This window comes from Dactylosporangium sp. CA-152071, assembly GCF_050936335.1.
Taxonomy (GTDB): domain Bacteria; phylum Actinomycetota; class Actinomycetes; order Mycobacteriales; family Micromonosporaceae; genus Dactylosporangium; species Dactylosporangium maewongense.
The window spans coordinates 6,916,231-6,939,975 of record NZ_JBNJMZ010000001.1 but is presented as its reverse complement, the minus strand read 5'-3'; the positions used below and the strand labels follow the sequence as shown (position 1 = coordinate 6,939,975).

Annotated in this window: 20 protein-coding genes; 9 read left to right on the top strand and 11 right to left on the bottom strand. The window is 71.1% G+C overall.

What is annotated here, in order from left to right; genetic code table 11:
• Positions 1-8: 8 nt before the first annotated feature.
• Together ACQEVZ_RS31280 and ACQEVZ_RS31275 are read left to right on the top strand one after the other, a co-directional pair.
• Positions 9-932 (top strand): sulfotransferase, encoded by a 924-nt coding sequence (locus ACQEVZ_RS31280; protein WP_344501759.1) that lies wholly within the window; start codon positions 9-11, stop codon positions 930-932.
• Positions 929-1,855: a glycosyltransferase family 2 protein gene (locus ACQEVZ_RS31275; RefSeq protein WP_344501760.1), complete on the top strand. Its 927-nt coding sequence runs from the start codon at positions 929-931 to the stop codon at positions 1,853-1,855. The genes ACQEVZ_RS31280 and ACQEVZ_RS31275 overlap by 4 nt, the downstream gene beginning before the upstream one ends.
• 1,182 nt (positions 1,856-3,037) lie before the next feature.
• Here the strand turns inward: ACQEVZ_RS31275 and ACQEVZ_RS31270 are convergent.
• Positions 3,038-4,255, bottom strand: a complete 1,218-nt coding sequence (locus tag ACQEVZ_RS31270) for an NADP-dependent isocitrate dehydrogenase (RefSeq protein ID WP_344501761.1) — start codon at positions 4,253-4,255, stop codon at positions 3,038-3,040.
• A 64-nt stretch (positions 4,256-4,319) separates the two neighbouring features.
• Positions 4,320-4,733: a hypothetical protein gene (locus tag ACQEVZ_RS31265; RefSeq protein WP_344501762.1), complete on the bottom strand. Its 414-nt coding sequence runs from the start codon at positions 4,731-4,733 to the stop codon at positions 4,320-4,322.
• Between the two features lie 92 nt (positions 4,734-4,825).
• On the opposite strand from ACQEVZ_RS31265, the gene ACQEVZ_RS31260 reads away from it, so the two are divergent.
• Complete coding sequence (locus ACQEVZ_RS31260) at positions 4,826-5,368, top strand: CGNR zinc finger domain-containing protein (protein ID WP_344501763.1); 543 nt, start codon at positions 4,826-4,828, stop codon at positions 5,366-5,368.
• A gap of 20 nt (positions 5,369-5,388) precedes the next feature.
• On the top strand, positions 5,389-6,954 hold the full coding sequence (locus ACQEVZ_RS31255) for a PQQ-binding-like beta-propeller repeat protein (protein WP_433373076.1): 1,566 nt from the start codon (positions 5,389-5,391) through the stop codon (positions 6,952-6,954).
• Between the two features lie 803 nt (positions 6,955-7,757).
• On the opposite strand, the gene ACQEVZ_RS31250 is transcribed toward ACQEVZ_RS31255, so the two are convergent.
• Entirely contained in the window at positions 7,758-7,934 is a 177-nt protein-coding gene (locus tag ACQEVZ_RS31250; protein WP_433373073.1) for a hypothetical protein, read from the bottom strand.
• A 30-nt stretch (positions 7,935-7,964) separates the two neighbouring features.
• On the opposite strand from ACQEVZ_RS31250, the gene ACQEVZ_RS31245 reads away from it, so the two are divergent.
• Entirely contained in the window at positions 7,965-8,888 is a 924-nt protein-coding gene (locus tag ACQEVZ_RS31245; RefSeq protein WP_433373070.1) for a hypothetical protein, read from the top strand.
• Between the two features lie 48 nt (positions 8,889-8,936).
• Here the strand turns inward: ACQEVZ_RS31245 and purH are convergent, their stop codons facing one another.
• The gene (gene purH, locus ACQEVZ_RS31240) at positions 8,937-10,469 is read right to left on the bottom strand and encodes a bifunctional phosphoribosylaminoimidazolecarboxamide formyltransferase/IMP cyclohydrolase (protein WP_433373067.1); all 1,533 of its coding nucleotides are present in this window, start codon (positions 10,467-10,469) and stop codon (positions 8,937-8,939) included.
• Positions 10,462-11,073 carry a phosphoribosylglycinamide formyltransferase gene (gene purN / locus ACQEVZ_RS31235; protein WP_344501767.1) on the bottom strand — a complete coding sequence of 204 codons (612 nt, stop codon included), beginning with the start codon at positions 11,071-11,073 and terminating at the stop codon, positions 10,462-10,464. The genes purH and purN overlap by 8 nt, the downstream gene beginning before the upstream one ends.
• Before the next feature lie 209 nt (positions 11,074-11,282).
• On the opposite strand from purN, the gene ACQEVZ_RS31230 reads away from it, so the two are divergent.
• Positions 11,283-11,870: a DUF4190 domain-containing protein gene (locus tag ACQEVZ_RS31230; RefSeq protein ID WP_344501768.1), complete on the top strand. Its 588-nt coding sequence runs from the start codon at positions 11,283-11,285 to the stop codon at positions 11,868-11,870.
• 67 nt (positions 11,871-11,937) lie between these two features.
• Here ACQEVZ_RS31230 and ACQEVZ_RS31225 read toward each other — a convergent pair whose 3' ends face one another.
• From ACQEVZ_RS31225 to ACQEVZ_RS31205, 5 genes are all read right to left on the bottom strand, one after another.
• Entirely contained in the window at positions 11,938-13,218 is a 1,281-nt protein-coding gene (locus tag ACQEVZ_RS31225) for an IS110 family transposase (protein WP_433370761.1), read from the bottom strand.
• A gap of 499 nt (positions 13,219-13,717) precedes the next feature.
• Positions 13,718-15,019: a cell division protein PerM gene (locus tag ACQEVZ_RS31220; RefSeq protein ID WP_433373063.1), complete on the bottom strand. Its 1,302-nt coding sequence runs from the start codon at positions 15,017-15,019 to the stop codon at positions 13,718-13,720.
• 63 nt (positions 15,020-15,082) lie between these two features.
• A complete protein-coding gene (gene sucD / locus ACQEVZ_RS31215) occupies positions 15,083-15,970 on the bottom strand; it encodes a succinate--CoA ligase subunit alpha (RefSeq protein WP_344501770.1) in 888 nt (295 codons plus the stop codon).
• Between the two features lie 5 nt (positions 15,971-15,975).
• Entirely contained in the window at positions 15,976-17,151 is a 1,176-nt protein-coding gene (gene sucC / locus ACQEVZ_RS31210) for an ADP-forming succinate--CoA ligase subunit beta (RefSeq protein WP_360557971.1), read from the bottom strand.
• Between the two features lie 351 nt (positions 17,152-17,502).
• Complete coding sequence (locus ACQEVZ_RS31205; protein WP_344501772.1) at positions 17,503-17,907, bottom strand: cobalamin B12-binding domain-containing protein; 405 nt, start codon at positions 17,905-17,907, stop codon at positions 17,503-17,505.
• 259 nt (positions 17,908-18,166) lie between these two features.
• On the opposite strand from ACQEVZ_RS31205, the gene ACQEVZ_RS31200 reads away from it, so the two are divergent.
• Positions 18,167-18,853 (top strand): M23 family metallopeptidase, encoded by a 687-nt coding sequence (locus tag ACQEVZ_RS31200; RefSeq protein WP_433373058.1) that lies wholly within the window; start codon positions 18,167-18,169, stop codon positions 18,851-18,853.
• Positions 18,854-19,830: 977 nt separating this feature from the next.
• Here ACQEVZ_RS31200 and pcrA read toward each other — a convergent pair.
• Entirely contained in the window at positions 19,831-22,242 is a 2,412-nt protein-coding gene (gene pcrA, locus ACQEVZ_RS31195; protein WP_344501774.1) for a DNA helicase PcrA, read from the bottom strand.
• 161 nt (positions 22,243-22,403) lie between these two features.
• Between pcrA and ACQEVZ_RS31190 the strand changes: the two genes are divergently transcribed.
• On the top strand, positions 22,404-22,766 hold the full coding sequence (locus tag ACQEVZ_RS31190; RefSeq protein ID WP_344501913.1) for a chorismate mutase: 363 nt from the start codon (positions 22,404-22,406) through the stop codon (positions 22,764-22,766).
• Between the two features lie 204 nt (positions 22,767-22,970).
• Positions 22,971-23,687, top strand: a complete 717-nt coding sequence (locus ACQEVZ_RS31185; protein WP_344501775.1) for a PIG-L deacetylase family protein — start codon at positions 22,971-22,973, stop codon at positions 23,685-23,687.
• The last annotated feature ends 58 nt before the right edge of the window (positions 23,688-23,745 follow it).

The window sequence follows — 23,745 nt, the reverse complement described above, 5'->3', positions numbered from 1 at the left end:
GAGGACGGTTGGTACGCGTTCTGTTCCTCGGCGGGCTCGGGCGCAGCGGGACCACCCTGCTGGAGCGCCTGCTCGGCGAGCTGCCCGGCGTGTGCCCGCTCGGCGAGGTCGTCCACCTGTGGGAGCGCGATGTCGCCGGTGACGAGCGCTGCGCCTGCGGGGCACACTTCTCGTCCTGCGACTTCTGGCAGGCGGTCGGGGAGAAGGCGTTCGGCGGCTGGCAGCAGGTCGACGTGTGGCGGGTGCTCGCGCTGCGGCACGCGGTGGAGCGGACCCGGCACATTCCGCGGTTGGCGAGTGTACGGATGAGCCCCTCCCACCGGCTGCTCGTCGAGGAGTACGCGGACTGGTACGCGCGGCTGTACGAGGCGGCGGCGGTCGTCTCCGGGGCCCAGGTGCTCGTCGACTCCTCGAAGCACGCGGCGCTGGCGTACTGCCTGCGGTTCGCGCCGAGCATCGACCTGCGGGTCGTGCACGTGGTGCGGGACAGCCGCGGCGTCGCGTACTCCTGGACGAAGAAGGTGCGGCGGCCCGAGACCGACGGCGCCGAGGAGATGACCCGCTACTCGCCCAGCCGGTCGGCCCTGCTGTGGAACGCGCACAACACCGCGCTGTCGGTCCTGCACCGCTGCGGCGTACCGGTGATGCGCGTCCGCTACGAGTCGCTGCTGGACTCCCCGGCGACGGTACTGTCGGAAATTTCGGACTTCGCCGATCTGGCGGGAGGCGGGATGGACTTCCTGCACGGCGGCACCGCCGAGCTGGGGCCGTGCCACAGCGCCGCCGGCAACCCGATGCGCTTCACCGTCGGCCCGGTCCCGCTGCGCCGCGACGACGCCTGGCGCACCGCACTGCCTGGGCGGCAGCGACGGGTCGTCAGCGCGCTCACCGCACCGCTGCTCGGCATGTACGGCTACCGGGGGGCCCGATGAACACCACCGGTCACTGGCCCAGCGTGGGTGTGGTCGTACCGACGCGAAACCGCCCTGAACTGCTCGCCCGCGCCGTCGAAGGCATCGTCGCCCAGGACTACCCGGGACCCGTGCGCACCATCGTGGTGTTCGACCAGCACGACCCCGACGCCGGCCTGTGCCGCGGCGGCGACCGCCCGCTCGACGTGCTGCCCAACCTGCGCAAGCCCGGCCTCGCCGGCGCCCGCAACACCGGCATCGTCGCCCTGGACACGGATCTCGTCGCGTTCTGCGACGACGACGACGCCTGGACCCCGACGAAGCTGCGCCGGCAGGTGCACGCGCTGCAGCAGCGACCGCAGGCGGAGTTCTGCACGGCGGCGATCGAGGTCGAGTTCGGCGACCGCCTCACCCCCCGCCTGGCGGGGGCGTCCCTCGTCGGCCTCGACGACCTGATCCGGTCGCGGATGTCGATGCTGCACTCATCGACGTTCCTGGTACGCCGCTTCGTCTTCGCCGACGACGAGATGGGCCTCGTCGCCGAGGACGCCCCCGGCAGCCAGAACGAGGACTGGGACCTGCTCCTGCGCGCCGCCAAGCGTGGCGAGATCGTCCACGTCGACGAGCCCCTCGTCCGCGTCCTGTGGGGCCGCACGTCGATGTTCGCCTACGAGTACGCCACCAAGATGGCCTCCCTTCGCTGGATGATGACCCGCCACCCGGAGATCGCCGGCTCCGGCACCGGCGCCGGCCGCGTCTACGGCCAGCTCGCCTGCTGGTCCGCCGCCTCCGGCAACCGCCGCGACGCCTGGCTCTGGACCAAGGCCGCCATGCGCTCCAACTGGCGCGAACCCCGCGCCGCCATCGCCCTGGCCGCCGTCACCGGCGTGGTCAAGGTCGAAAGCGTCCTGGGCGCCCTCCACCGCCGCGGCCACGGCATCTGACCCACCCGGCCCCGGCTCGCCCGAACCCTGACGCTCGTGCCCCCGGGCGAGCCACGCCGCCGCCCGGGCAGCCCCTCCTGCCCGACCAGACCTCGTGCCACCTGCCTGCACAACACCTGGCACCGCGAACCGCCCAAGGCGCTCAGTCTCGAACAGGCTCCGCAGAATTCGGCTCACCGATCCCGACATCTCCGCCGAACCAGAACGCACGAGATGCTGGCCCGGCTCGCCCCGCACCGCCGCCCACCACGCTGCGGTGGCGGCCCTCACCACGGGCGGCACCACGCGGGATACCGGCCGACTCGGCGCATCCTCACAGCTCACACCGCTGGCCACCGCACTGCTTGCGGAAGCATTCCTCACCGCGGACGGCACCACGCGGGATTCCGGCCCGACTCGGCGAACCCCTCACAACTCACACCGCACTCCCGCGGCGGCAGTTCCTCGACACGCGGGGCCGGCCCGGCTCGACGCACTCGGACGGCTCGCACCGCGGACAGCACCACGCGGGATACCGATCCGACTCAACGCACCTTCACAGCCCACACCGCACTCCTGCGGCGGCAGTTCCTCGACACGCGGACGGCCGGCCCGGCTCGACGCACTCGGACGGCTCGCACCGCGGACAGCACCACGCGGGATACCGATCCGACTCAACGCACCTTCACAGCCCACACCGCACTCCCGCGGCGGCAGTTCCTCGACACGCGGACGGCCGGCCCGGCTCGACGCACTCGGACGACTCGCACCGCGGACAGCACCACGCGGGATACCGATCCGACTCAACGCACGTTCACAGCCCACACCGCACTCCTGCGGCGGCAGTTCCTCGACACGCGGACGGCCGGCCCGGCTCGACGCACTCGGACGGCTCGCACCGCGGACGGCACCACGCGGGATACCGGCCAGGCTGGGCGCACCTTCACGGCCCACACCGCTCATCACCGCACTCCTGCGGCGGTCCTCACCGCGGTCCTCAACGCGCGGGCGGGACCGCGCGGGCGGCTGGTGCGGCTCGACCCGCTCGGACGGGTCGCGCCGCTGGTCACCGCGCTGCGGCGGTGGTGTTCCTCTGTCAGCGCCGCGGCGGCCGGGGCCGTCGGCGACGCGATCCGTCGGGCAGTGCGGGCGGCCGGAGTGTCCGCGCGGGACACCCCGGCCGGTCCGTCGTGGTCGTGCTGATCAGCCGGCGAGACGCTTCGCGAGGTTCTGGTCGAGCGCGTTCATGAACTCGTCGGTGGTGAGCCACGGGGCGTCGCGGGAGATGAGCAGCGCGAGGTCCTTGGTCATCTGGCCGGCCTCGACGGTGTCGACGCAGACCTGCTCCAGGGTGTTCGCGAACGCGGTGACCTCGGGGGTGCCGTCGACCTTGCCACGGTGGGCGAGGCCGCGCGTCCAGGCGAAGATGGACGCGATCGGGTTGGTCGAGGTCTTCTCGCCCTTCTGCCACTGGCGGTAGTGCCGGGTGACGGTGCCGTGGGCGGCCTCGGCCTCGACGGTCTTGCCGTCGGGAGTCATGAGGACGCTGGTCATGAGGCCGAGCGACCCGAAGCCCTGCGCGACGGTGTCGGACTGGACGTCGCCGTCGTAGTTCTTGCAGGCCCAGACGAAGCCACCCTCCCACTTCAGGGCGGCGGCGACCATGTCGTCGATGAGGCGGTGCTCGTACGTGATGCCGGCCGCCGCGAACTCGTCCTTGAACTCGGTCTCGAAGACCTCGGCGAAGAGGTCCTTGAACCGGCCGTCGTAGGCCTTGAGGATCGTGTTCTTGGTCGAGAGGTAGACCGGGTAGCCGCGGTCGAGACCGTAGCGCAGCGAGGCGCGGGCGAAGTCGCGGATGGAGTCGTCGAAGTTGTACATGCCCATGGCGACACCGCCGCCGGGGAACTTGGCGACCTCGAACTCGATCGGCGCGCCACCGTCCTCGGGGGTGTAGGTCACGGTGACCTTGCCGGGGCCGGGCACGACGAAGTCGGTCGCCTTGTACTGGTCGCCGTGGGCGTGACGGCCGATGATGATCGGCTTGGTCCAGCCCGGGACGAGCCGCGGGACGTTGGACATGATGATCGGCTCACGGAAGACGACGCCGCCGAGGATGTTGCGGATGGTGCCGTTCGGCGACCGCCACATCTTCTTGAGCTTGAACTCCTCGACCCGGGCCTCGTCGGGGGTGATCGTCGCGCACTTGACGCCGACGCCGTGCTCCTTGATGGCGTTGGCCGCGTCGATCGTGACCTGGTCGTCGGTCTGGTCGCGGTACTCGATCGACAGGTCGTAATACTTCAGGTCGACGTCGAGGTACGGCAGGATCAGCTGCTCGCGGATCTGCTTCCAGATGATGCGGGTCATCTCGTCGCCGTCGAGCTCGACGACAGGGTTGTTTACCTTGATCTTCGCCATCGGCCGGGCGCTCCTCTCGCGGGCTTGCTTCGCTTAGCAGTACGAGCGTACTGCATCGAGCGGATCACGAGCCGAGGACCCCGACCCCCAGGCTGAGCACGCCCGCCGCGAGCGACAACGCGCCGATCCAGACCATCACGATGGCCTTGCTGGGCGCGGTGCGCCCCTTGCCCGCCGACGCCGCGAAGAACCCGCCCGACATAAGGATGGCGGCAGCCAGCACACCGCCTCGGGAGAGCCAACCGAGGACCCCGTCGATGCGGGCCAGGTCGGCATAGAGGATGCCCACGAGCCCGAGGGTGACCAGGACGCCGGCGTGGGCGTGCCCGGCACGGGCGAAGGCCTGCTGGAACGGTGTCATCGGCACGTCGCCCCGGACGATCTTGGTCAGGAACCAGCCGCCGACCTCGATCGTCACGATCGACAGCAGGGCGATGCCAGCCAGGATGCGGCCGGCGTCGGTGAATTCGAACTGCATCGCGCCTCTCCCCGTCACTGCCAAGTTAAGCTATGCCAGTGACGTTAGCTGGGATGGGCATCACTGGTCAAGGCGAGATAGACAGTTACGTGTTGAAGCACGTCGAACTGTGCCTGGACCTGGTCAACGACCTCACAGTGACGCCGCGACAAGGCCGCCACCTCGGCGTCGACCAGCGGATCGGCGACGCGTTCACCGACCTGGCCGAGAGCGAGCGGTGGCAGAAGTTCCCGCTGGCCGGCGCCGACGTCGACGTCCTGACCGAAGCCGCCGTCCGGCTGCGGGTCGCGGTGGACGCGTGCATCGCCGGCGACCTGCACAGCGCCGCCCGCGCGCTCAACGAGGTGCTCGCCGATCACGGCGCGGTGCCCAACCTGCACGGAGCCGCCGTCCTCGCCTTCCACGCCGTCGACGCCAACGTCGTCGACGCGTGGGCCGCGGAGTCGGCCACCAGCCTGGCGTTTCTCGTCGGCACCCGGCAGACGCACCGGCTGGGCACGTGCGAGGCCGAGGCGTGCGACGCCTACTTCCTCGACGTCACCAAGAACACGTCGCGGCGGTTCTGCTCGCTCGCGTGCCAGAACCGGGCGAAGTCCGCCGCGTACCGGCAGAAGCGCCGCGTGAAATTGTCGTAGGTACCCGGCATCCTGTTCCCGTGAACCCCGTGATTCGCGGCGCAGGCCTCCTGGCGATCGCCCTCGGCACCATCGCCGTCATCGCCGGCCTCGTGCTGCCCTGGACCATCGCCGGCAGCCGCCACCCCGACCTGGTGACGGTCGCCGGCATTGTGTTCCTCGGGCCGCTGATCAGCGGACTGTGCGTCGCCTACACGCGGGCCGAGCCGCGCCGCTTCCGGCTGACCGCGGCCGTCGCGGCCGTCGCCGGGCTAGCCGCGACCCTGGTCGCCGTCGGTCTCGCCAGGCTGGTCGAGCCGAGCGCGGGCGTCGGGCTCGGCGGCCCTGTCACCGTCGCGGGCGCGGCCGCGGCCGCCCTCGGCTGGGTGCTGCTCACAGCCTCCGGGCCAGGCGCGCTGCCGTCTGCCACCCGACCGTGGCTCGCGATTGTCGCAGCGGGTGTCGTACTGGTGATCGTGGCCGGATTCGGCGTCGATTATGCCCGCGAGGGTCGTTTCGTCGACTCGACCACGGCCGGCGACCCGCCCCCGGCCGGCGGCGACCAGACCTGGCCGCTGCCATATGTCGGGGTGCAGCTCGTCGGCGTCCACGACCAGCTGGCGATCGTGCGGGCCGAGGACGGCGTGCGGGCCGTGTGGTTGTCCAGCGGCGCCGTCGCTTGGCGCTACCTGCGCTCCGACCTGCCGACCCAGACCGCCGGTTTGGTGGACGGCACGGTCGTCGTGGTCTTCGGCACCGACGACGGCGTTCTCGTCGCGGCCCTGGATGCCGGCAGCGGTCAGGTGCGCTTCTCCGGCCGGTACACCTCCGGGAAAATGGCATCCGTCCACGGCGCGGGCAAGACCGTCGTGCTCGCCGGCGCCGGCATCGGTGCGGGCGACCTGCTCGCCATCGACGCGACCACGGGCACGCTCCTGTGGCGGTGGACCCCCGCGCGCAACGGCGGCCCCTGCGACGTCACCGACCTCGCCACCACCGCCGAGACGGTCGCGGTCGCCCTGCGCTGCCGCGCCCAGGGCGTCGATGACGTCGCCGTCGGCCTCACCGCCACCACCGGCGCGGAGCGCTGGTCCTGGCACACGGTCCAGCGCAGCGCCACCGAGCTGCGCGTCCATTCCACCGGCGACGGCTTCGTCACCATCACCGGCACCTCCCCGCGCCGCGCCGTCTTCATGGACGCCGTCACCGGCACCGTCGGCACCCGCCACGACCCCGCCGGCGCCTTAGCCGTCGCCACGCCGTCCGGCCTGCTCCTGTACGCCGAGCCCAGCGGCGAACGCGCCCACCTCACCGCCGTCGACCCGCACACCGGCACCGTCAAGTGGGATGTCGGCCTGCCGGGCCTCGGCTCCCACCAGCCTCTGACCGCCACCACCACCGCCGACAAGGCGTACGTCGTCTGGCGCGCCCCGGACGGCCGCCTCCGGCTGATCGGCGCCCGCACCACCGACGGCAGCGCCACCGAGGACCGCACCATCACCTGCCCCACCCGCTGCCCCGAGGTCTCCGTCGCCGCCACCCCCGCCCACGCCGTCGTCACCACCAGGGAGGACAAGGCCACCGAGCTGTACCTGAGCGTCACCTGACCCGCCGCACCCCGCGGACAGCCGCACCCCGCCCCGCCCGCAGCCCGACGTCCACCGCCGCCGGGCCGCATCACCGAGGTGAAGCGGCCCGTCCCAGCCGGCGGGCAGCGGATCGGGCCCGCATCGCCCGAACGAAGCGGGCCAACTCACCCGGCGGGCAACGGGCGGGCAACTTGGCGGGCAGCGGGCGGGCAGCTTGGCGGGCAACGGGCAGGCAGCTTGGCGGGCAACGGCCCGGCGCACATCGCCTGAAGTGAAGCGGGTCGCCCCACCCGGCGGGCAGCAGGCCCGTTACCCCGGGTCGGGCGGGCTGCGGGCCGCCCTGGTTGGCGGGCAGCGGGCCGTCCTGGTCGGCGGGCAGCGATCTGCTCGACCTGGCAGACCAGGCCTGCATCGCTCAGCAGACGACCGGTCAGCGCCTGGGCGGGCAGCAATCGGCCGAGCCGGCAGGCGATTGCTCAGCCCGCTTGGCAGGCGGCAAGGCGCAGGTTGGCAGATAGCGCAGGGTTTGCGGGCTTGTCCGGCGAGCCCAGCAGGCCGGCCCATGAGCACGCGCTGGCCCCGCCGACGGCAAGCGACTCGGCACCGTCCTGCGGGCCGCGACTCGGCAGCCCGGCGAACGGCAATACCGCAATACGGCATCGTCCTGCCGACATGCCCGCCACGACCGGCAAGTACGGCCCGGCTCGCCCGATTGGCCGCTGCGGCTTCATGTGCGAGCGGCGGCGATTGCTGGACCGGGGCATGCTCCGGCGCTGATCCTTACGTCGCCGGGTCTACTCAGAGGACGCTTGCCGCCGCCATCACGAAACGGGCTTCGCTCCGGCGTTCAGAAAGAGCGGTGGTCGGCGAGGGTGACGGGCGTTGGCGAGGATCATGGTTCTGGTCATCGGGCCTGCGGCGAGGGCCTTGACCGGACGTGGGGGCTCGGCCTTGATGGCGGCCGCGGTGGCTTTGCCTGCGAGCAGCGTTGCCGTCACGGGGTTGATCCTGCCGCTAGAGTTCCGGGGGTGTCCGTCCGGCGGTGGCTTGTCCCTCTCCTCACCATCTTCGCCCTCGCGGCGTGCGGAAGCGACAAAGCACCGCAGAACGCCAGCCAAGCGCCGGCCAGCGAGAGTGTGAGCGCCGGCGCGGCGGAGGCCGGGGTCGGGGCGCGGCAGGCGAGCGCGAGCGCCAGCCCCACGGTGAAAGCGAGCGCAGGCAGCAGAGAGGCCAGCGCCGCCGCGTTGGTGAAGCAGCAGCCGGGGACGTTCGGCGTCGTGATCCGTGACCGGCAGACCGGCACGGTGTGGAAGGCGGGCAACACGACCGCCACCACCTGGACCGCGTCGACGATCAAGCTGGCGATCGCCACCGACCTGCTCGAACGGCACCGGCAGGGCGCGATCACGCTGGACGGCACCGACCGGGCCAACCTCGACAAGGCGCTGATCAGCTCCGACAACGACGCCGCGACCGCGCTGTGGAGCCGCTACGACGGGCCGGGGATGCTCGGGCGCTTCCAGCAGAAGTTCGGCATGCGCACCCTGAGCGTGGTCCCGGGGTACGACACGTTCTGGCGGAACCTGCGGTGCAGCGCCGACGATCTGCAGGCGCTCATGGGGTACGTGCTGGAGAAGCTCGACCCGGCGGACCGCGCCTACCTGACGAAGACGCTGCGCAATGTCGCGAGCAACCAGCGCTGGGGCGTGTGGGCCGCCGGCAGCACCCTCAGCCCCGGCAACAAGGACGGCTGGGCGCAGAAGCCGGTCAACGGCAAGACGGTCTGGGTGACGCACACCGTCGGGTTCGCGGGCGCCGGGGAGCGGTACGTCGTGGCCGCCATGTACGAGCAGGGCGCGAGCGGCACCCTCGGCAAGGGCGCCCATGCGGTGAGCGACGCGGTGGCGACGTACTTCGGCGCACCGGTACCGGCGAAGATCACGACACCATGAGCAACGGGCCCGGCAAAAAGCCGGGCCCGCAAAAACCGCAAACAGTGCTCAGTGGAAGAAGTGCCGCGTCCCGGTGAGGTACATCGTGACCCCGGCGGCGCGGGCGGCCTCGATGACCTCCTCGTCGCGGATCGAACCGCCCGGCTGCACGATGGCGGTGATGCCCGCCTCGATCAGCCCCTGCGGCCCGTCGGCGAACGGGAAGAACGCGTCGGAGGCGGCGACGGAGCCGGCGGCCCGGTCACCCGCGCGGGAGACGGCGAGGCGCACGGAGTCGACCCGGTTGACCTGACCCATGCCGACGCCGACGGTCGCGCCGCCGGAGGCGAGCAGGATCGCGTTGGACTTGACGGCCCGCACGGCCCGCCAGGCGAACTCGAGGTCCCGCTTGACCTCGGGCGAGGCCTCGGAGCCCGTGACCAGCGTCCAGTTGGCGGGGTCGTCGCCGGGCGCGTCGACGCGGTCGGCGGCCTGCACGAGGACACCGCCCGAGATCTGGCGGGACTCGACGGGGGCGGGCGTCCAGGCGGGGGCGCGCAGGACCCGCAGGTTCTTCTTGGCGGTGAGGACCTCGACGGCGCCTTCCTCGTACGCCGGAGCCACCACGACCTCGGTGAAGATCTCGCTGATCTGCTTCGCCAGGTCGATGGTGACGGGCGCGTTGACCGCGATCACCCCGCCGAACGCGCTGACCGGGTCGCACGCGTGCGCCTTGCGGTGGGCCTCGGCGACGTCGGCGCCGATCGCGATGCCGCACGGGTTGGCGTGCTTGATGATCGCGACGCACGGCTCGGTGAAGTCGTGGGCGGCGCGCCAGGCGGCGTCGGCGTCGACGTAGTTGTTGTAGGACATCTCCTTGCCGCCGAGCTGCTCGGCCTGCGCGAGGCCGGGCGCGGCGGCCGGGTCCACGTAGAGCGTGGCGCTCTGGTGCGGGTTCTCGCCGTACCGCAGCGTCGCCGAACGACGCAGCGCCGTGCCAGAAAAGTCCGAGCTCTCCCGCGCGAACCACGAGGCCACCGCGACGTCGTACTCGGCGATGTGCGCAAAAGCGACACCCGCCAACGAACGTCGCTCCTCAAGCGTGAAGCCACCCTCCGACAAAGCGGACACGACGGCGGCATACGACGAAGGTGACGTCACCACGGCAACGGACGGGAAGTTCTTCGCCGCCGCCCGCACCATCGCCGGCCCGCCGATGTCGATCTGCTCCACGCACTCGTCGTCAGACGCGCCCGACGCGACGGTGTCGGTGAACGGGTACAGGTTGGAGACGAGCAGCTCGAACGGCTCGATCGACAGCTCGGCGAGCTGCGCGGCGTGCGACTCGAGCCGCAGGTCGGCCAGCAGCCCGGCGTGCACCCGCGGGTGGAGGGTCTTGACCCTGCCGTCGAGCGTCTCCGGGAACCCGGTGAGCTGCTCGACCTTGGTGACCGGCAGGCCGGCCGCCTCGATGCGGGCCGCTGTCGAGCCGGTGGAGACGAGCTCGACGCCGGCGCCGGCGAGGGCGCGCGCGAGGTCCTCCAGCCCGGTCTTGTCGTAGACGCTGATGAGCGCGCGCCTGATGGGACGGCGGTTAGCCACGACCCAACCTGACCTTTCGTTCGTTGACGGTCCAGCCTTCGCGGGCCATCCGGCCGACGGTGTCGACCAGCTGGCGGCGCTCGGCCACCTTGATCCGCTCGAGGAGGGTCTCCTCGGTGTCGTCGTCGAGGACGGGCACCGCGACCTGCGCGATGATCGCCCCGGTGTCGACGCCGCTGTCGACGAAGTGCAGCGTGGCGCCGGCGAGCTTCACCCCGTAGGCGAGCGCGTCACGCGGCCCGTGCATGCCCGGAAACGCCGGGAGCAGCGCATTGTGCGTATTCACGTATCGCCCCTCGAATGAGGCGAGGAACCGCGGCCCGACCAGCTTCATGAACCCGGCCGAGACGATCAGGTCGGGGGCGAACCCGGCGCACGACGCCGTCAGGAACGCGTCCCACTCGTCCCGGGTGGGAAACGACGGCACGGCCGCCACGAAGGTCGGCACCTCGTGCTTGGCGGCCCTGGCCAGACCCTCGATGTCGGGCCGGTCCGCCCCGACGGCCACGACCGTGGCACCGTAGGAAGGGTCCGCGGAAGCATCGAGGAGTGCCTGCAGATTGGAGCCGGAGCCGGACACGAGCACGACAAGCCGAACGGTCACCGTGAAACTCTACCGACCGGGTCGGCCCTGCTCAGCGTCGGGCCGGGTGACATATGGCGATGAAAGCCGCAAGTTGCCGATGTTCCACCGTTCTGCCACTGCGAAGATTTGATCCTGGCCAGTACGCTGCCGAAGTTCCGTATCACCCTCGGGACTAACCTGATGCGAACACGGAGCAACAGACGTCCCCAGCCTTAGGAGCCACCGCAATGGGCTACCCACCACAGGGCCAGGATCCGTACGGGCAGCAGCAGCCGTACCAGGACCCCTACGGTCAGCAGCCGCAGTACGGCCAGCCGCAGTACGGGCAGCCGCAGCCGGACCCCTACGCCCAGCCGCAGCAGCCCGCGTACCAGGACCCCTACGCGCAGCCGCAGCAGCCGGCCTACCAGGACCCGTACGCGCAGCAGCCGCCGGTGTCCGGCACCCCGTACCCGACGTCGGGCGGTGGCTACCCCACCTCCGGCGGCGCGTACCCGCCGGCCGGCTACGGCACCCCCGGCTACCAGCAGCCCGGCTACGGGCAGCAGCAGCCGCAGAACACGCTCGGCCTCGTCTCGATGATCCTCGGCATCGTGTCGATCCCGTTCGCCTGCTGCTACATCGGCCTCCTGCTCGGCGCCGCGGCGATCGTGCTCGGCTACCTCGGCCAGCAGAAGGTCAAGCAGGGCCTGGCCAACAACGGCGGCATGGCCCTCGCCGGCATCATCACCGGCGCCGTCGGCGTCGTGATCGAGATCGCCATCTGGGTGCTGTACTTCGCGGGCGCGGCGAGCGGCTGGTTCTACACCTACTAGTCCGAAAACTGAGGGTGAGTGGGCGTGCGGCAGCTCCCGGCGATGCCGGGACCTGCCGTATGTTGCTTCACGCTGCTTGTGGTTGGGGTCGTTCGGCGGTGACGGTGTAGCCGAGGGCTTCGAGTTGGCGGATGTGGTTGCGGGCTCGTCGCTCGGGGTTGATCCGGCTGTCGTAGAAGTCGGCGCCGAGGTCATGGAAGGTGGCCTGGGCGTCGCCGAGGATGTGCCAGATGACGATGAGGGTCGACCGGCCGATAGCGACGATGGCCCGTTTCGCGCCGCGTCTTCGGGCGATGCGACGGTAGCGTTCACCGAGGAAGGTCGGGGTCCGGGCGGCGCTGACCGCGGCCTGGCCGAGGGTGCGGGCCAGGTAGGGGTTGCCGTGTCCGGTGGCGCTGCTGCCTTTCTTGCGGCCGGCGGATTCGTTGACCTTGGGTGAAAACCTGGCCCAGGAGGCCAGGTGGGCCGGGGTCGGGAAGCGGCTCATGTCGGTCCCGATCTCCGCGATGATCGCCCGGGCGGCGATCGCGCCGACACCGGGGATCTGCTCAAGCCGGGTCGCCGCTTGCGCGAAAGGGGCGATGCGGACCTCGATCTGGGCGTCGACGTCGGCGATGTCGGCCTCGATCGCGTCGATCCGGGTGAGCATCTTGGCCAGCAGGAACGCGTGATGTTCGCTGAACCGGCCGACGAACGCTTCCTCCAGCGTGCCGATCTTGCGGCGGAGGGTCGAGCGGGCCAGCTGCGCCAGCCGGCCCGGATCGCGTTCACCGGCGATCAGTGCAGCCATCATGGCCCGGCCCGAGACACCGAAGATGTCCGAGGCGACCACCGACAGCTTGATCTGCGCGTCCTCCAGCAGCTTCTCGGCCCGGTTCTTCTCCGCTGTCTGCGCAGCGACGAGATCGACCCGGTACCGGGTCAGGTCCCGCAGCATCCGAATTTCCGGCGGTGGCACGAAACTGGGCCGCAGCATCTGCCGTTCGGCGACCTTGCACAACCACACCGCATCCAACCGGTCGGTCTTGGGCCGTCCCGGCAGATGCTTGACGTCACGGGCGTTGACCAGCCACGTCTGGAACCCGGCCGCCTCGAGGAGGTAGAACACCGGCTTCCAGTAGTCGCTGGTCGCCTCCATCACCACCCGCGTCACACCGAGCTGCCGCAGCCGGTCGGCCATCCGCAGCAACGACCTCGTCATGGTCGAGTAGGTGTCGACCTCCTGCAGCCGCCGACCCGGCCTGGCCGGGTCGGGCAGCCGGGCGCAGCACACGAGCGTGGCCTTACCAATGTCCAGCGCGGCGATCCGCTCGATGATCTCCTCGCGCTCCTGCGTCTCCTCCAACACGTGGCCCTCCCTGCCCACGCCGAACCGTGCCAAGGCGTCGCCCGCGGCGGCCACTGAGGGACAGCGAATCTAGTCCTCGTGCTCGAAGCAACAGTGAAGGGCCCATCAGCGTGACCACCAGCATCCGACTAGCCCACGGCCTGGAACGAACCAAGAAGACACGACGTCAGCGGGCGACCCCACCACGGCACCACCAACCACCCACACACCGCAAGAGACGAATGCAGTTTTCAGCCCGGAACGGGCCGCCAACCGGCGAACGGGACTAGCCCACCCCCTGCGCACGACGCAATCGCCCGGTCCGCTGTCCGCAGCGACCGGGCTGTTTGCGTTTTTTCATCTTGTACCGGTAGCGCGACGCCCGACTCAGGGCGCTTCGCCGAATGGGCGGCCGGGACCTGCCGGCCGGTGCTGCTGATCCGCGTGCCGCACAGGGGAGCTCACACGTCGCCGGCTCGTCCGGGCGGCAACTCGTACCGGCGACGGCAACCGGAAACGGTCAGGGGCTACCCTGCCGGACCCGCAACGCGATCTTCGTGGCGGCCGTGGCGAGGACTGTGCCGATCGTCACCATCAGCATCGCGACGAACGCCACCTCCCCCGCCCGCGGGCCGACCACCTCCAGCCCGCCGGCGCCGACCGACCCGCTCGCCGCGACGGACATCAGCCCGAGCAGCAGCCCCGCGACCGGTCCGGCGAGGGCCGCCGCGCCGAGCAGCGGCAGCCAGCCGCGCCCGGTGTCGCTGCGCAGCGACCGGCGGGCCAGCAGCCAGCCCGCCACCAGCGCCGCGGCGAGGGGCAGGCCGAGCAGCAGCGGCGCCCAGCCGGTCGCGGGCGTGGACGGCAGCCCGGCGAGCAGTGGCACCGCGGGCAGCCGGCCCATCGACACCTCGGCGGCGCTGATCGTCGTCTCCGCGCCGATGTTGAACCCGGGGCCGACGAGGTAGCTGGCGCTCCACGCCGCGACGTCCGGGATGTAGAAGCCGCACAGGACGACGAGCCCGACCTGCCCCGCCACGCCGGTGTGATAGTCGTCGATGATCTGGCCGGCGTCGCTCGCGCTGACCGCGATCGCCATCCCCGCGACCGCCGCGCCCGCGCCGAGGATCAGCAGCGCCGCGACGGCACCGGTGCGGGTCGCGTCGCGCAGGACGCCCGGCAGCCGGCCGGCGAGCCGGGCGATCGCGCGGGCCTCGACGAACGCGCCGAGCCCGCCCGCCACCAGCCCGAACCCGGCGAACGTGAACCCGGCGCCGACGACTGAGACGTCCACGCCCTTGTGACCGGCGACGATCGCGACGATGGCGCCGAGCAGCCCGTACACGACGGCGATGCACCCGGCGGCCCGCGCGGCGGGCCAGGGGCTCCACGCACCGCCGGGCTGGCGGGCCCGGGCACCGACGGCGCGGGCGGTGTGCACGCCGGCCCGGTAGACGCGCCAGACGGCGACGGCGGTCAGCCCGAGCGGCGCCAGGGAGAGCGGGCCGATCCCGGTGTCCAGCGCGACCCAGTGGGCGAGCAGCCAGCCGGCCGCGCCGACGCGCAGGATCTGCATAAGGGGCGCGCCGGAGCTGTCCACGGCGTGCAGGAGCCACACCACGACGAGGGTCGGCACGAGCGTCACCACCGCAGCCCACAGCGTGGTGACGGTGGCGGCGAGGATCAGTGGGGCACGCCGGGCAGGGCGCCGCCCCGGGGGCCGGCCCCGGGTGGAGCGCCGCTGGATCGGCAGGCGGACGGTCTCCCGCTCGGCCAGCCGGGTCTGCGCCCTTTCGTCTGGTTCCTCTGGGGTGGTGGGCATCGCTCTTAACTCTGTCAAAGACAGGACGGCCGGTCACTCACCCCGGCCGTCCTGAATTTGCTTTTACAGTGCCTTGACGAGGTCCCGCATCAGGTTGGCGGTCTCGGTGGGGGTCTTGCCGACGCGGACGCCGGCGGCCTCCAGGGCGAGCTTCTTGGCGTCGGCGGTGCCCGCCGAGCCGGAGATGATCGCGCCGGCGTGGCCCATGGTCTTGCCGGGCGGCGCGGTGAAGCCGGCGATGTAGCCGACGACCGGCTTGCGCACGTTGGCCTTGATGAAGTCGGCCGCGCGCTCCTCGGCGTCGCCGCCGATCTCGCCGATCATGACGATCGCCGCGGTCTCCGGGTCGGCCTCGAACGCGGCGAGCGCGTCGATGTGCGTGGTGCCGATGACCGGGTCGCCGCCGATGCCGATGCACGTCGAGAAGCCGATGTCGCGCAGCTCGTACATCATCTGGTAGGTCAGCGTGCCCGACTTGCTCACCAGGCCGATCTTGCCGGGGCCGGTGATGTCGGCGGGGATGATGCCCGCGTTGGACTTGCCGGGGCTGGCGATGCCGGGGCAGTTCGGCCCGATGACGCGGGTCTTGCTGCCGCTGGACTGCAGGTGCGCCCAGAAGTTCGCGGTGTCGTGCACCGGCACGCCCTCGGTGATCACCACGGCGAGCGGGATCTGCGCGTCGATCGCCTCGAGCGTCGCGGACTTGGTGCCCGCCGGCGGGACGAAGATGACGCTCGTGTCGGCGCCCGTCTGCTCGATCGCCTCGGCGACGCTGGCGAAGACCGGCAGCTTCGTGCCGTCGAAGTCGACCTGCGTGCCGGCCTTGCGCGGGTTGACGCCGCCGACCACGTTCGTGCCCGCGGCGAGCATCCGCCGGGTGTGCTTGGAGCCCTCGGCACCGGTCATGCCCTGGACGATGACCTTGCTGGACTCGGTCAGCCATACCGCCATGGTCGTTACACCCCACTCGCTGCGAGCTCGGCGGCGCGGCGGGCCGCCCCGTCCATCGTGTCGACCCGCTCGATCAGCGGGTTGGCGGCGTCGTCGAGGATCCGGCGACCCTCCTCGGCGTTGTTGCCGTCGAGGCGGACCACGAGCGGCTTCGACACCGTCTCACCGCGGTCCGTGAGCAGCTGCAGGGCCTGCACGATGCCGTTGGCGACCGCGTCGCAGGCGGTGATGCCGCCGAAGACGTTGACGAACACGCTCTTCACGTCCGGGTCGCCGAGCACGATCTCGAGACCGTCGGCCATGACCTGGGCGCTGGCGCCGCCGCCGATGTCGAGGAAGTTGGCGGGCTTGCTGCCGAGGCCCTCGCCGGCGTACGCGACGACGTCGAGCGTCGACATGACCAGGCCCGCGCCGTTGCCGATGATGCCGACGTTGCCTTCGAGCTTCACGTAGTTGAGGTTCTTGGCCTTGGCCGCCTGCTCGAGCGGGTCGGCGGCGGCCTTGTCCTCGAGCGCCTCGTGGTCCGCGTGGCGGAAGCCCGCGTTCTCGTCGAGGGTCACCTTCGCGTCGAGGCACAACACCGTGCCGTCGGTGGTCTTCGCGAGCGGGTTGACCTCGACCAGCGTGGCGTCCTCGGCGATGAACGCCTGCCACAGCTTGACCGCGATCGCCACGACCTGGTCGGCGACCTCGGCGGGGAACTTCGCCTGCTCGACGATCGCGCGGGCGGTGGCCTCGTCGACGCCCTTGACCGCGTCGATCGCGACCTTGGCGACCTTCTCCGGCGCGTCGTGCGCGACGGTCTCGATCTCCATGCCACCGGCGACGCTGGCGATGCACAGGAACGTGCGGTTCGCCCGGTCCAGCAGGTACGAGAAGTAGTACTCCTCGGCGATGTCGGCGGTGGTCGTGACCATCACCTTGTGGACCGTGTGGCCCTTGATGTCCATGCCGAGGATGTTGGTGGCGTGGCTGGTCGCCTCGTCGGCGCCCTCGGCGAGCTTCACGCCGCCGGCCTTGCCCCGACCGCCGACCTTCACCTGGGCTTTGATGACAACCCGGCCGCCGAGTTCCTCGGCGATCGCACGGGCCTCTTCAGGGGTCTCGGCGACGCCGCCGCCGAGCACAGGCAACCCGTGCTTGGCGAAGAGGGCGCGCCCCTGGTACTCGTACAGGTCCACAGTGGTCCCGTTCCGTCAACCGTGCCGCCTGCCCCATCGCGAGGACGGCTCAACGCTCGCAGCCTAACCAGGTCTGAACAGGCTGCGACTTGGCGGGTGCGGGGTGTGCCCGATTCCACAGCCGCTCCCTCTTTAGAGGGACGCCGCCCGGCGCGCGTAACCGGGCCCGGCGGCCGTCGTTGAGTGCAGTGTCGGCCCGCCTGCATGGGTAGGGCCGGCACCAAAAACGGCCGATGCCCTGTCGGTCGAGGGGTGGCGGCGGGGCATCGTGCGATAGAGGGGCCGGACGTGTGAGGGGTGCGTCCGGCCTCTCCCCCTTTTTCCGCACCATTTCCGATTGAATGCCGTCAATCAGGCATGCGCCGGTGCGATGTGCTCGCGGGCCCATTCCACGATCGACTGCGTGGTCGCTCCCGGCGTGAAGATCTTCCTGACGCCGAGCCGCTCCAGCTCCGGCAGGTCGTCGTCGGGAATGATGCCGCCGCCGAACACGAGGATGTCGTCGGCGCCGCGCTCGGCGAGCAGCTCGATGACCTTCCGGAACAGGGTCATGTGCGCCCCCGACAGGACCGACAGGCCGACCGCGTCGGCGTCCTCCTGGATGGCGGTCTCCACGATCTGCTCCGGCGTCTGGTGCAGGCCCGTGTAGATGACCTCCATCCCGGCGTCCCGGAGTGCCCGGGCGACGATCTTGACGCCTCGGTCGTGCCCGTCCAGGCCGGGCTTGGCGATGACGACGCGGGTCCGCGCGCTCATCCTCACGGTCCTTCCCGTTGGAGGCACCGCTCCGTTGCGGCGCACGCCTGGCCCGAAGGTACCGCATGGAGCGCCCGCAACGACCTTGCGGACCCCGGGTTACGCACAACCAACCGCCCGGGCACTCATTGACCTTCGGGCCTGTCGTGGCTTGTGGCGCGTATTCCGTATTGGCTACGGTGGCCTGCGGTTCAGCCATTGCACTCGAATGACGTCTCCGTCATTTCCGTCTTTTTCCAGAATTGCGGGGTGTGCGTATATGGACGACGCCCAGGCGCCTTACGCGTACCGCGGCCATCACCGCGCCCAGTCGGCGCACACCCGCTATGCGGCCGTGCTCACCACCGCCGTCGTGGGCGCCGGCATTGTCGCGCTCGGCGTGTCCACCGCCCTCCCCGAGCCGCGCAACGACCTCTCCCTGGAGGCGAGCGGCAACTTCGACGACGTCAGCGTGCGGGGCACCGCCTCCGACGACCGCGCCAGCCGCTCGCGGACCGGCAGCCCCATGACGACCGTGAACATGCCGGCCCCCGACGTGTGGATCCTTCCCATCCAGCGGTACACGCTGACCTCGTTCTACGGCGAGCGCTGGGGCCGCCTCCACCCCGGCGTCGACCTGGGCGCCCCGCAGGGCACCCCCTTCAACGCCGTCGCCGCCGGCAAGGTCATCCTCTGCCGCTGGAACGGCGGCTACGGCTACAACGTCATGATCGACCACGGCGACGGCATCGTCACCGTGTACGGCCACGCCTCCAAGCTCCTGTGCAAGGAAGGCCAGGTCGTGCGGGCCGGCGACAGGATCGCCCTCACCGGCAACACCGGCCACTCGTTCGGCGCCCACCTGCACTTCGAGGTCCGCGAGCACGACAAGCCGGTCGAGCCGCTCGCCTTCATGCGCAAACACGGCGTCGACATCCAGAAGCACACCGAAGACATCTACGGCTGAGGCGGCAATTCTCCAATTCCCCCCACCGCTGCCGCGGCGGGGCCCGGCGGGGATGCTCACCCGCACCCCAATGCGCCGCTCCGCGACGCACTGCCCGCGCCGAGACGCGAGGCAGGCCAAGCAGCGCATACGCGCCGCATCCGGTGGCCGCCCAACCCGGACGACCAGCACACGACGTCGATCACGACGGCATTGATCCACAGACGGATCTGGCTGTCCAGACGACCAGAATCGTCATTCGATCACGGGGAACGGCGGCACGGTCGCCCCGCCGACGGAACGCCGATCCGCCACCGCTCGGCACCCTCCACAGACGTTGGCCAATGCCCGACTTTGCGGCCTTGCGCATCGACGCTGCGCGATCCACCCCTAATTCAGAGATCAACATGTGGGTGGATTGCGCAATGTCGATCCCCCAAAGGGGGCATTCCAGGGCATTGACCAACGTCTGCGCGCGGCCAACCGGCCGATGGTCGCCCGTGCCGCGCCTGTGAAGTGGCGACACCACTGCCACTGGGCCAAGAACGAGGATCACCGACGGCCGCTTCCCGCAGGCGAGGACAGCCGGGACTGATTAACCGATCGATCGGCGCGGCGATGGGACCGAGCCGGGCTGAACCAATCAAGAGGTCAGGCCACTAGGGGCAGAGCCAGGCCGGCCAAGAGACAGGTCTGGCCAGACAGACCTGGACCAAGTCAGCGCCGCCCCCAGACCGGACCCGAGCCCGACCGGGGCCGAGGCAACCCGGGCCAAACCGGGCCCGAGCCGAATCCGAGACCGACCGGAGCCGAGCCGCACCCCAGTCGAGCCGAGCCGAGCCGGACCCGAGCCGAGCCGAGCCGAGCCGAGCCGAGGCCGAGGCCGAGCGAACCGAACCCGAGGCGGACCCGAGCCGCACCGGGGCTGAGGCGGACCGGGCCGCAGCGGGGTCAGGCTGGGGCGCTTCCAGTCCCGGGCTGGCAGCGGTGGGTGGGTGTCAGAGTTTGTCGATGGGGGCGTGGCGCAGGACGATCCACATGACCTGGTCGCCGAAGTCGACCTGGGCCTGGGTGCGGGGGCCGGTGCCTTCGACGGCGAGGACGCGGCCGAGGCCGTAGCGCTGGTGGTTGACGCGGTCGCCGACGGTGAGAGACGGGATGTCGCGGGAGAGCTCGCTGGCGGTGGAGAGCTTGGAGGCGTCCAGGCCGAGCTTGGCGGCGAGCTGGGCGGCCTTCGGGGTGCCGCCGACGAAGGAGGACGTGCGGGACTGGGCTGGGCCGGTGTTGCGGCCGCCGTGGCCGCCGCCGCCGGACCAGCTGGTGTACGCGGCGTCGGTGCGCTCCCAGCGGACCAGCTCGGGTGGGAGCTCCTCCAGGAAGCGGGACGGCGGGTTGTAGGCGGGCTGGCCCCAGGCGGAGCGGGTGACGGCGCGGGAGATGTAGAGGCGCTGGCGGGCCCGGGTGATGCCGACATACGCCAGGCGGCGCTCCTCCTCCAGCTCCTTGCGGTCGCTCATGGAGCGCTGGTGGGGGAAGACGCTGTCCTCGAGGCCGGTGAGGAAGACCACGGGGAACTCGAGGCCCTTGGCGGTGTGCAGGGTCATGAGGGTGACGACGCCGGTGTGGTCGGGGTCGTCGTCGGGGATCTGGTCGGCGTCGGCGACGAGGGAGACCTGCTCCAGGAAGCCGGCGACGGTGGCGGGCGGGGCGGCGGTGGCGTCGCCCTGCTCGGCGGCGACGGCGATGGTGGCCTCGGCGCGCTCGGTGTATTCGCGGGCGACGCTGACGAGCTCCTGCAGGTTCTCGACGCGGCCGGCCTCCTGCGGGTCGGTGCTCTCCTCCAGCTCGCCGAGGTAGCCGGAGCGCTCGATGGCGGCCTCGAGGACCTCCTCGGGCAGCGCGGTCTCGGCGAGGGTGCGCAGCTCGTCCAGCAGCGCGACGAAGTCGCCGATGGCGTTGACGGCGCGGGTGGAGATGCCGGGGGCCTCCGCGGCGCGGCGCAGGGCGGCGCCGAAGGAGATTCGCTCGCGGGACGCGAGGGCCTCGACGCAGGCCTCGGCGCGGTCGCCGATGCCGCGGCGCGGGGTGTTGAGGACCCGCCGGATGCTGACGGTGTCGTCCTCGTTGACCACGGCGCGCAGGTACGCGAGGGCGTCGCGGACCTCCTTGCGCTCGTAGAACCGGACGCCGCCGACGACCTTGTACGGCAGGCCGAAGCGGATGAACATCTCCTCGAACACACGGGACTGCGCGTTGGTGCGGTAGAAGACGGCGACGTCGGCGGGGCGGACGCCGGCATTGTCGGACAGCCGGTCGATCTCGCGGGCGACCCAGTCGGCCTCGGCGTGCTCGGTGTCGGCGACATAGCCGACGATCTGCTCGCCGGCGCCCTGGTCGCTCCACAGGCGCTTGGGCTTGCGCTCCGTGTTGCGCCCGATGACAGCGTTGGCGGCGGACAGGATCGTCTGGGTGGAGCGGTAGTTCTGCTCCAGGAGGATGGTGCGGGCGTTGGGATAGTCGCGCTCGAACTCGAGGATGTTGCGGATCGTGGCGCCGCGGAACGCATAGATCGACTGGTCGGCGTCGCCGACGACGCACAGCTCGCCGGTGCTGCCGACGAGCTCCTTCACCAGCATGTACTGCGCCTGGTTGGTGTCCTGGTACTCATCGACGAGCACGTGCCGGAAGCGGCGGCGATAGGTCTCGGCGACCTCGGGATGGCTCTGCAGCAGGTGCACCACCCGCATGATCAGGTCGTCGAAGTCGAGGGCGTGGGCCTCGGTGAGCCGCTGCTGATAGAGCGTGTACGCCTCGGCGAGGGCGCGCTCGGCCGGCCCGACCGCCCTGGCCGCGAACGTCTCGGGGTCGACCAGCTCGTTCTTAAGGTTGGAGACCTGGGCGGCGAGGCCGCGGGCCGGATAACGCTTCGGGTCGAGGTCGAGCTCGCGGATGACGAGCTGCATGAGCCGGCGCGAGTCGTCGGCGTCATAGATCGAGAACGTCGACTTGAGGCCGGCGTGGCCGTGCTCGGCGCGCAGGATGCGCACGCAGGCGGAGTGGAACGTGGACACCCACATCAGCCGGGCGCGCCCGCCGACGAGGTTGGCGACGCGCTCCTTCATCTCGCCGGCGGCCTTGTTGGTGAACGTGATCGCGATGATCTCGCCGGGATGCACGTGCCGCGCCGCGAGCAGATAGGCGATCCTGCTGGTCAGCACCTTGGTCTTGCCGGAGCCGGCGCCGGCCACGATGAGCAGCGGGGCGCCCTCGTGGATCACGGCGTCGCGCTGAGGGCCGTTGAGCCCCTCGAGCAGCGACTGCGGGTCACGGCCGCGGGACGGCTGGGCCGGGGCGGCGGGAGCGGTCACGCCGGCCGGCTCTGACTGGGGAAGATCGAAGAGAGCATGCATCGCACCGGCGAGTCTATGCCGCACCACTGACAGAAAACCGGCGGAGGACTTCACGTCGCTCAGAAGACCGTGCCATACTCGGTGACGTGATCGAGCAGGCGCGTCCGTACTTTTTTTACGGCTCCGGGAGTCCGGCAGCCGTAGGTCGCGCCTGAACGCTGATACCTACCGACGCCCCGGGCTCCCGAGCCCGGGGCGTTCCGCGTTCCCGGGGCGGGACCAGAGCCAGAGCTGACAAGGACGAGAGAATGGCCGCCATCACCATGGAACAGCAGCCCGCCGCCGACGAGCACATCGCCGGCCTGCGCAACCGGATCGACGAGATCGACGCGGCGCTGGTCGCGCTCTGGAAGGAGCGGGCCGCGATCTCCCGCGAGGTCGGCGCGACCCGCGTCGCCGCCGGCGGCACGCGTCTGGTGCTGTCGCGCGAGCGGGAGATCCTGGAGCGCTTCTCCGCGGAGCTCGGCGCCGACGGCACCCAGCTGGCCCTGCTCATCCTGCGCGCCGGCCGCGGACCCCTGTAGCCCTCGCACGGACCGCCGAGGTTTCGCGTCCTGGCGTTTGCGGCGTCTGTACCGCCGGAGCCGGCCGGACCGGCGGCGACACGTGGGCCGGCCGACGCAGTGCGGCGTCGTCGGCCCCGATACGGGCAGACCCACTCGCGCCGCCGACCGCGGACCGTGCGGGTGGTTCGCCGGTACCGGCGAAGAAACGGTAAACAGGAAGTCATGAGCTTCCCGAGATCAGCCACCCCGCTTCAGGACGTGCGGCGGGTCCTGTGTGTGTTCGCCCACCCCGACGACGTCGACTTCGGCTGCGCCGGCACCGTCGCCGGCTGGGTCGACGCCGGACTCGAGGTGGGGTATCTGCTGGTGACGCGCGGCGACGCCGGCGGCTTCGACGACACCCCGCGCGCCATGATGCCGGCGCTGCGGGAGGCGGAGCAGCGCGCGGCGGCCGCGGTCGTCGGGGTGGATCACGTCGAGTTCCTCGACGGCTACCGCGACGGCGTGCTCACGGCGTCGATCGACCTGCGGCGCGACATCACCGCGGCGATCCGCCGGTTCCGCCCCGACCGGGTCCTGACCAACTCGCCGCTGCGGCGCTGGGACCGGATCGCCGGGCCGAGCCACCCCGATCATCTGGCGGCCGGGGAGGCGACGACGTGCGCGGTGTACCCGGACGCGCGCAACCCGTTCACGTTCACGGAGCTCGACCTGCCCGCGTGGACCGTCCGCGAGATCTGGTACTCGGGCGGACCGGACCCGGACCACCTGGTCGACATCACCGACACGTACGAGCGGAAGCTCAAGGCACTCAGGGCGCACGTGTCGCAGACGTCGCACCTGGAGGACCTGGACGGCATGCTGCGGGCCCGCCTCGCCGCCACGTCGGGGACGCCGGGCCGCCTCGCCGAGGCCTTCTCCGTGTTCCACACGGCCTGAAGAAGCACGGCCCGAAGAAGCACGGCCTGAAGAAGCACGGCCTGACGAGCACCGCCTG